The sequence below is a fragment of the Herbaspirillum lusitanum P6-12 genome (genome assembly GCF_000256565.1).
Classification (GTDB): domain Bacteria; phylum Pseudomonadota; class Gammaproteobacteria; order Burkholderiales; family Burkholderiaceae_D; genus Herbaspirillum; species Herbaspirillum lusitanum.
The window spans coordinates 1-7,789 of record NZ_AJHH01000016.1 but is presented as its reverse complement, the minus strand read 5'-3'; the positions used below and the strand labels follow the sequence as shown (position 1 = coordinate 7,789).

Here is a 7,789-nt window from a genome sequence, read left to right as displayed (position 1 = left end):
TTGGCCAGGATGAAATGAAATGAAATGAAAAAATCAATGACTAACCTGCATGGGTTTGTAGTACCGAACTGATCATGAGTGCCGAGCTGCATAGCAGCACTGATGACGCTGAGTTTGAGAGTGCTGCTCCTGATCTATCCACGATACTAAAAGACGATTTATCCACAAGTGAGCTTGTGACGCAATTTCATCAGAAGAAAGACACTGTCTTTCTTGAAGATGGAACAGCGAAGGTAATACCAAACAAAACTAGATTGATCTCTACTTTGCACTTATTCGTAAAGATGCTGTTCAAAGACAAAGAGCTGCCATACAGCTTGAAGATCAATAAACATGGTGTACGCAGCTATGAGGAGCGCAGAATGGCCAGTATGATCAAGATGCTGCCGTTATTCGCTCGACTGATGGACAGTGATATGGCATCTGCTCCTGATATTTCACTGATGATCAATGAGTATCGGGATCATCCGATAGCGCACTACCGCTGGTTAGGCGGTAGCGACGGTAGTCGAGAGTTCGCTGAGATGGCCAACACCTTTGCTTTGCATCTGCAAATGAGAGCGAAGGAAACCAAGCTCACCTATCGCATGAATCAGTGGTTGCGTAACGCTGATAAGAACGTGAAGAAGCTGCGTACCTATGTGAAATGGCTGGTGGGTAAAACAGCGAGAATGGTCTGGATTCGTCTGGATCTACACCTGCGTAAAGGGGAGCCTCTTGATCTTGATAGCTTGATTGATTTTGAGCGTAAGCTGCTAGATAGAAAAGAGCGCGAATATGTTGATTTCATGGCTGGAGTGGACCCTGACGAGATCGACTTTGGTGTTGATCGTGTCAGTTTCTTCGAGATTGCTAAAGCCCGGCGTGAGTACCTTGATTTTGTACGCCATCACAAGGAGCTGAAGAAGGGCTACGTCGGTTGTGTCTGGTCTATTGAGTTCGCCAGTATTGAGGGCTACCACGTCCATATGGCCTTTTGCTATGACGGGTCTGTGGTCAATGGGTTTGACCATGTTGGACTGGCTGAGAGGCTAGGAGTAGCATGGGTGAAGCACACCGAAGGGAAGGGGTATTTCTTCAATTGCAACCGGAAGAAGTACGAACGACCCGCTTGCGGGATCGTGGAGTACTGGGATAGCGCTAAGTTATCCAATCTGTGGCACGCCTTGCTGTACTTGGCCAAGAAGAGCCAACTGGCCAAGGTCAAGGCGTCTCCCCATTCCAAGACCTTCAGTACCGGTCAGATGTCTACGAGGCGCTCTGGCCGTCGTAGGGCAAAGAAGGATGGTCTGGCGGAGGTGGATTTAGATTCTTCGTAGAGCCTATGGGGCTTACTGAGATAGTTCCTCAGCGAATACGAACTATCTCAGTAGCCAATATTTTCCCTAAATATTGGCTCTGATGCCTGGATCTGCCATTGGCCCATCGGCTTGATGGCCGATTTCAGGCGAATTGACATCGACATGCCAGATGGCGGGAATCCCGTCATCTCTCAATATGTACACCTGCTCATGACTTCAAATGACACACTCTGCTCAACAGACTGATACCGCAGCTGATACACCCTTTGATATTGAAAAGCTGCGCACCGCATTGCAGGCTTATCAGCCTGCACCTCGTAATCCGAAGAAGGACGCATTCTTAGCTCTATACCCGATCATCCAGCAGCGCATGGATGATGGCCTGACAATCAAGCAACTGCAGCAGCTATTAGCGGTGAATGGATTAAGGATCTCGCATGCGACGTTCATGCGCTATCTCAAAGACGCTCGTGATCAGTCCAAGGTACTATCACCACCAGTATCAGCGATGCAGCAGGCATTCTCAGCGGGAACGCAACGCTGACTATGCGCTTGTCAGGTGTGTGCTTCTTTTTTGTGCCTACTTTAACAGGGCATCTCTCAGGCCGGAAACGACGTGTTGATTGTCAGGGGCGTCTGGCTTGCGAAGGTATTTGGTGACCATTCTCTTTTGTTTGGAGCCAGTAGCGTAAACATAAGTATCAGCCACCTGAGTGGCCTCCTTGTTGAAGGTCATAACGACTTCTCGTGAGCTCACAGCGGCTATATTGTCTATAACGCGGGCCTCGTTCGTGGCAACAAATGCCAGGGTCGGAGACAAGGGAAGCATAAAGAGATATTGCTCGCTCATATTGCCTTCCAGGAGAAGTGGGCGATCACCGATTACCAAATCAAGATTGGAATCACTGACGTCGTATGTCGCCCACTTTGCGCCAAGGAAGACATTGTTGAGCGTCGGAGATTCAATGATCGTTTGCAGTTCACGCAGCAATGCATTGTCGAGCAAATAAGCCCCGTCCGACTCCAAGTATTCTTGAAGTGTCAGTTCTCCAAGCGATTCCTTGAGATGTTCAGGGACCTCAATTCCATCAATATCTCGGAGCATTAGCTGGCGGCCGCGATCAAGCACGTACTGAACCATCGATGGCACGCGGATCATTTGCGCGACGAGAAAGTTGCTCCAGGTTTTCTCTTCATTGATGGTCAAGTTTTCGAGATGTCCGGCAAGGAGCCTTTGGTGGACCGGCGCGCTAGGAGTGTCAATTATTCTGGTGAAGACTTGCTCTTCGATCTCAGGGTTCATCTCTCCCGACGCGCTTTGTTGCGAATATAGGTGTTCTTTCGCGGCTACGCCGCGCGGACCACACCGATCCTCGTGCAAAATGCCATTCTGAAGCCACGTAAAATAGGTAAGCTTTTTGTCTTCTCCTGCCCACTCTTGGAGTAAGAAGCGGGGTACATAGTGATGTTTTTTATGAGACTGTCCCATTTCTAAATCTCGCTTCCATGTTATCGATATGTTGAGTTTGTCTTTTTTGCAATATAAAACTCAAAAAATAAGGGGTTTTCCTTGAGCTCTTCCTTCCAGGATCAACCTTGACCATACCCCGGAATTAGTACCGGTCTAAAGTAGAAATTTCCGGTTTCGTAGATACGCCCAATTCGGCCTTTTCCCTTGCCAGCGGGCGAATTCGGACGGCGTGGCCCACTGCAATGCAGAGTGAGGACGCGCTTCATTATAGTACTGCCGCCACTCCTCAATCTTGGCCTTGGCATCGTCCAGAGACAGGAACCAATGTGCATTTAGGCACTCCTGTCGGAATCGGCCATTGAAGCTTGCGACCTTGGCGTTGTCCATCGGCTTGCCTAGCCTGCTGAAGGCTAGCTCAACTGTCCGTAGTGCACACGTGTGGCAGTTATTTCCTTGATGCGCATGACCAATAGCGTGGCGTCCCGTGCCTTGGACTGATACGCATACAGCGAACGCGTCATCTTGAACAAGGCACAGGTTTGCGTCAGGCTTGTCCGGTATCGGTTATGCGCGTCATCTGGCTCATGCGACTTTGTTCGCGACAAGCTCTTTGAATATATCGCCTAGACATTTTCCGATCATCCGCTCGTTGACTTGGGTTAGCAGGCAGCCCAACACATATCGTTCACGCGTTATAACCGTATGAAAAGCGGGGGGGAGAGCTAAATGATCCGAATATCGGTCGATGAGATCTTTTATTTCGTGGCGATACCATTGGTAGCGTGCCGGAAGGAGAAATGCCTCCATTAGGGCATGCGATTCGACACCTGTGGCTATGAGATTGATTTTGATATCGTCATAGGTCCCCTTAAATGCTGTTGGTATTGAGCCTGCTGCCGAAAAACTAATATCGATGGGAATGGCGTTGTCGTGGGGATTAGTAAGCCCATACTCAATGGGGTCAACATCGGACTTGATGCTGGAGTTGCATTGGGCGCAGGAGGGGATCAAGTTGTGGAGCGAAACAGCCAGGTATGGATATCTTGATTTTGGAAGAAAGTGATCAAGCGGCGGCCGAAAGACGTATTGCTCCTTCTGCGTCTTAGCGGATGCGTCGAGGTGGTAATTTATGTGATGGGAATGGCAATATGGGCAAATTCGGATATTGTGGGAACTTACCAATTCATAGGCATTCCAGCTGGCCTTTTTATCTGAGAATTTGTCGTAGCTAAAGCACTTTTCAATAATCTTCAATGTGTTCTTGTGTATGACGTCAGCCGCGCTATTGCCCTTTTTTTTCCTTGCTGCGTATGCGCTGAACTCTGGATGCATCACCTGTACTGCGATTGCGATATTTTCAAGCTCTGATGGCGTGCCAATCAGAATCTCTTCCAATACATCGTAAAGAAGCTCAAGGAGATCCTGGTGATAAACGGCGTCTGGACCGACGCTCCATAATGCCTCGAAAAGACCTTCGTAGAAACGATCTTTGAGAAGTTCAAAATGACGATTCTTATCCGTCGCTTGGATGGATTTAATCTTTAGCATTTTGCCTCTCCATCTGACGGATTACTTCATCTTGCAAATAGGTTCTCAGTCGATCAGATGCAATCTCGTCCACTAACCTTTGGACTTCTAGTGCTTCATGTTCTGGTCCGCCATTTTTCAAGTAATGACTAATTTTCTCGTACCGCTGTTCTGCCATCTTCCCGGCAAAATCCGGGACTTGATAGATTTTTTTTAGCAATTCATCAGGAGGCGAAGCAAAGCCGTTTTGCATTTTTCCTGAGACCACATTGAAAAGCCTGTTGGGCGGCGCATCTCCGGCAACAATTAGAGAATGCGTTGATACGATCAAATGAATGCAGTTGAAATGTCCACGGTAATGTTCGAGAAAATTCATTAGCTGGGACAAATAGGTTCGTTGCCACGCCGGATGCATGAACATTTCTCCTTCATCGACCGTAAGGATCACGTTCTTTTTATTATTCTGGATTAGCTGTTGCAACGCACCTGACAGGGAAGCAAATAACATGAGCATGGCGACCTGGCCACTACTTAGCTTCAAAAATGACCATTTGAGTATTCCTAATGATTCGGCTTCTTTGAGCCCCTCAACCACATCTGATGACCATTCGCGAGCATCATAGACGTAGTGCTTGAATGGGCTCTTTCTTTTCAGACCATTGGGGCTACCGTTGCGCGCAGACTCTAGTGAGTTGAAAATCTGGTAGCTGGATATCACTCGATTTCTTGAGTCGAGAAAATCGGCAACGTTCTTGTGCAGTGTATGAATGTCTGCTCTGATGTCAGTGCTGCTGTGTAATGAGTCGCTTAAATGGCCCAATAGCGTCGCTGCGGCCTCTTTTCCATCTAATCGAGTTCTATATAGTTCGATAGCAAGCGTATTGGACAGATAAGGGTTTAATTCGGATGGAAGCTGTCTCAGGATTTTTCGAATATCTTCAGGCACACTTTTTATCTTTGGCTCAGAAGGCGTGCTCCTTGGTTTGCGATAGGACGTGTACACATCGATTTGCGAAATCAGTGAAGGGGTTTTAACTTTTGGCTGAACTTCCATTTCGCGAATGAAGTCCAGGTCCTCGGGTAGTGCTTGAGCTGCGAGCAATAAGGGCACTCCACCGAATGGGTTGTCAGCGCCAAATGAAGGCGTGACGTCAATTGCTTCACTTTCTGTTAGTGCAAGTCGGCGTCGTGCCATTTCAAAAGGAGACGTCGTGTAAAACGCAGCTCCAAAGGCATCTTCATGATAGGGGGCGTTGCGCGTCATCACCTGGCAACCATTATCGAATTTTATGTTCTTTAAATTGCTGCCTGGGTCAAAGAAAAGTTGATCATTTTCTTCCCACAAAATTCCCAACGGCCGTGTGCCACGGCGTCTGACAACGGTATTGCAGATGTTCAGCAATAGTCGGGTCTTTCCACCGCCATTTTCACCAAATGTAATGGTGATGGAATTGACAGGAAGACTACTTGTAGGCTGGTGATCGTAAGATTCCTTGCGTTGAACCTGAATTTCATGAGTGCTGCCAAGTAGAGGTTCGATGCGATATTTTTCAGAGAGAGGGAGCACCGAAATAGCATTTTTTATTGGAATTATGAATGCGAGAATTGAGTAATTTTGCATATGGCTAATTATGTTGTTTCGATTTATGTCGCCATAAATCACTATTTTTAAATGCTAGTAGTTTGGTGTGCACCTGGACTGATTTAATCTGAGGTCTTACGGTGAATAACGTCGGCCGGCCCCGGACGTCGGCTTCTGGCCGATAACAGAGGTCATATTACTAGCCTCTAGCGAGTGATCGGCCTGAAACAACTGGTCCAGACTTAAAGTTAGTCTAAGCGGCAAGCCGCAGTGGTGCAGGGGATGTTGCAGGCAGTTTAGCCTGTGGTGCCGGCGGCCGGTATTTCAGTGAACATTGCGGCCGAACGGTATTGTAACTGCAGCATCTCTGCACGGATCTCATCAGAAATACAGGCGGATTATCCATCACATCAAGGTTCGTAATCCCGTCTTCCACTGGAAGAGTGATCGCGCACGCGCCGCGCGCCCAGACATGCTGCCTGAATGCATGAACAGGAATTCTCGGCGGCACAATAGAAGACCAGCACCGGGCCGTGGCGGCACCATGCAACTATGCGGGGCCGTAGCCTTGATGCATCGCTGCGATCTCCGCGCGCATTTCTTCTCTCAATGATGCCGGCCCCTGCAAGACTGCGCGCGGACCGAATCCCAGCAGCCAACGGCGCAGCTCGGTCGTATCGGCTACGCTGGCGGACAAGCGCACGATCTTTTCGTCAATATCCTCAATACGTTGGGAGCGATCGAGCGGTCGTTCGACCACCGATCTGGCCGCTTCCCGATCGATATCGACCACCAGCGCAATACGCTTTCCGCCCTGCATGGGAAAGCCGAACTCCCCCTGTTCAATATAGGAGTCGATATCGAAACCCGGCAACACCCGTGCCGGCTTGTTCAACAAGCGCGCCGATTGCATGCGGCCGAGCACCAGTTGCTTGATGTCGTCGTATTCACGCAAGGTGCAGATCAGATACAACACCTGGTCGCGCAGCACGATGCCCAATGGGCTGGCCTCATAGGTCTTGCCGCCCTGCGCCTCGCGCGATCTGTAAGTGACTTCGATGCGTTGACCCGACAGCAACGCCTGGGTCACGACCAGCTCGATCCCTTGGTCCACTTCCGGCGGCAGCATCGGCATCCCCGGCGCTAGGATGCGTACCTTGTCGCGCCATGCGCCAAGCGCGCCCCGCTGCGCATCGAGCACGCCGGCGGCGGCATGAAACCACGGCGCCAGGTAGTTCAAGGTGCTGGCGGGCAGCAATGACATGAGATGGCGTTCGACCATGTGAAAGGTCAATGCCGCCTGTGGCTCGAGCGCCGGCATGTCCAGCTGCGGCGCGTCGGCCATCCAGGCCCAACCTTGGGGGCGGCACTCGTCGCCATGCAGCGGCAGCACTGCGGAAAGCTTGACCAGGTCGCGCTGGATGGTGCGCGGCGTGACGTCGTAGCCGGCCTCGCGCATGCGTTTGTCGATCTCGGTGGTGCCGATCTTGCGCGGCTGGCGTGGGAGCTGTCGCAGCATGCACCATTGGCGGAGCAGGGTTTCGTTGGATTTCATGAGCGGTAGTGTAGCGTCGGCAAGCGACAGTATCTGTCGCATCGGTGATGCATGATGCCACCCATCGTCACTTCACGGGAAACACCATGCTGCGCGACAACTCGCCCCTTGAACACCTAGCCGCCTTCGCCATCGTCTTTGCCGCCGGCGTCATCTCTACCTTCGGGTTGGGCTGGTACGTGGACAGGATCAAACGCCATTCGATCGAGCGCCACGACGATAAAACAACGAATTAATATTCTCATGGCAGAATCGATATCCTGATCGGCATGGGGGGCATGCCGAAAAAACAATAAGTCGCGCATCTTAATGGGGAAGAAACATGTTGAACGGCTCTGAAGACGGCTATCGCG

Annotated in this window: 7 protein-coding genes and 1 pseudogene; 3 read left to right on the top strand and 5 right to left on the bottom strand. The window is 50.2% G+C overall.

Annotated features, from left to right (window positions below; translation table 11 throughout):
- Nucleotides 1-74: 74 nt before the first annotated feature.
- The gene (locus tag HLUSI_RS0100650) at nt 75-1,319 is read left to right on the top strand and encodes a YagK/YfjJ domain-containing protein (protein WP_016832118.1); all 1,245 of its coding nucleotides are present in this window, start codon (nt 75-77) and stop codon (nt 1,317-1,319) included.
- A 202-nt stretch (nt 1,320-1,521) separates the two neighbouring features.
- Nucleotides 1,522-1,845, top strand: a complete 324-nt coding sequence (locus HLUSI_RS0100645; protein ID WP_016832117.1) for a hypothetical protein — start codon at nt 1,522-1,524, stop codon at nt 1,843-1,845.
- A gap of 36 nt (nt 1,846-1,881) precedes the next feature.
- On the opposite strand, the gene HLUSI_RS0100640 is transcribed toward HLUSI_RS0100645, so the two are convergent.
- The 5 genes and pseudogenes from HLUSI_RS0100640 to HLUSI_RS0100615 all read right to left on the bottom strand — a co-directional run bounded on the left by HLUSI_RS0100640 (nt 1,882) and on the right by HLUSI_RS0100615 (nt 7,436).
- On the bottom strand, nt 1,882-2,790 hold the full coding sequence (locus HLUSI_RS0100640; protein ID WP_016832116.1) for a DUF4238 domain-containing protein: 909 nt from the start codon (nt 2,788-2,790) through the stop codon (nt 1,882-1,884).
- Between the two features lie 135 nt (nt 2,791-2,925).
- Nucleotides 2,926-3,192, bottom strand: a pseudogene (locus HLUSI_RS26350) (integrase core domain-containing protein); the annotation flags it as partial.
- Nucleotides 3,193-3,354: 162 nt separating this feature from the next.
- The gene (locus tag HLUSI_RS30860; protein WP_016832114.1) at nt 3,355-4,320 is read right to left on the bottom strand and encodes a hypothetical protein; all 966 of its coding nucleotides are present in this window, start codon (nt 4,318-4,320) and stop codon (nt 3,355-3,357) included.
- Nucleotides 4,307-5,920 (bottom strand): AAA family ATPase, encoded by a 1,614-nt coding sequence (locus HLUSI_RS0100620; RefSeq protein WP_157137711.1) that lies wholly within the window; start codon nt 5,918-5,920, stop codon nt 4,307-4,309. The genes HLUSI_RS30860 and HLUSI_RS0100620 overlap by 14 nt, the downstream gene beginning before the upstream one ends.
- A gap of 511 nt (nt 5,921-6,431) precedes the next feature.
- Complete coding sequence (locus tag HLUSI_RS0100615; RefSeq protein WP_016832112.1) at nt 6,432-7,436, bottom strand: helix-turn-helix transcriptional regulator; 1,005 nt, start codon at nt 7,434-7,436, stop codon at nt 6,432-6,434.
- Nucleotides 7,437-7,522: 86 nt separating this feature from the next.
- Here HLUSI_RS0100615 and HLUSI_RS33370 point away from each other — a divergent pair, with 86 nt between their 5' ends.
- A complete protein-coding gene (locus HLUSI_RS33370) occupies nt 7,523-7,672 on the top strand; it encodes a hypothetical protein (protein ID WP_167321455.1) in 150 nt (49 codons plus the stop codon).
- The last annotated feature ends 117 nt before the right edge of the window (nt 7,673-7,789 follow it).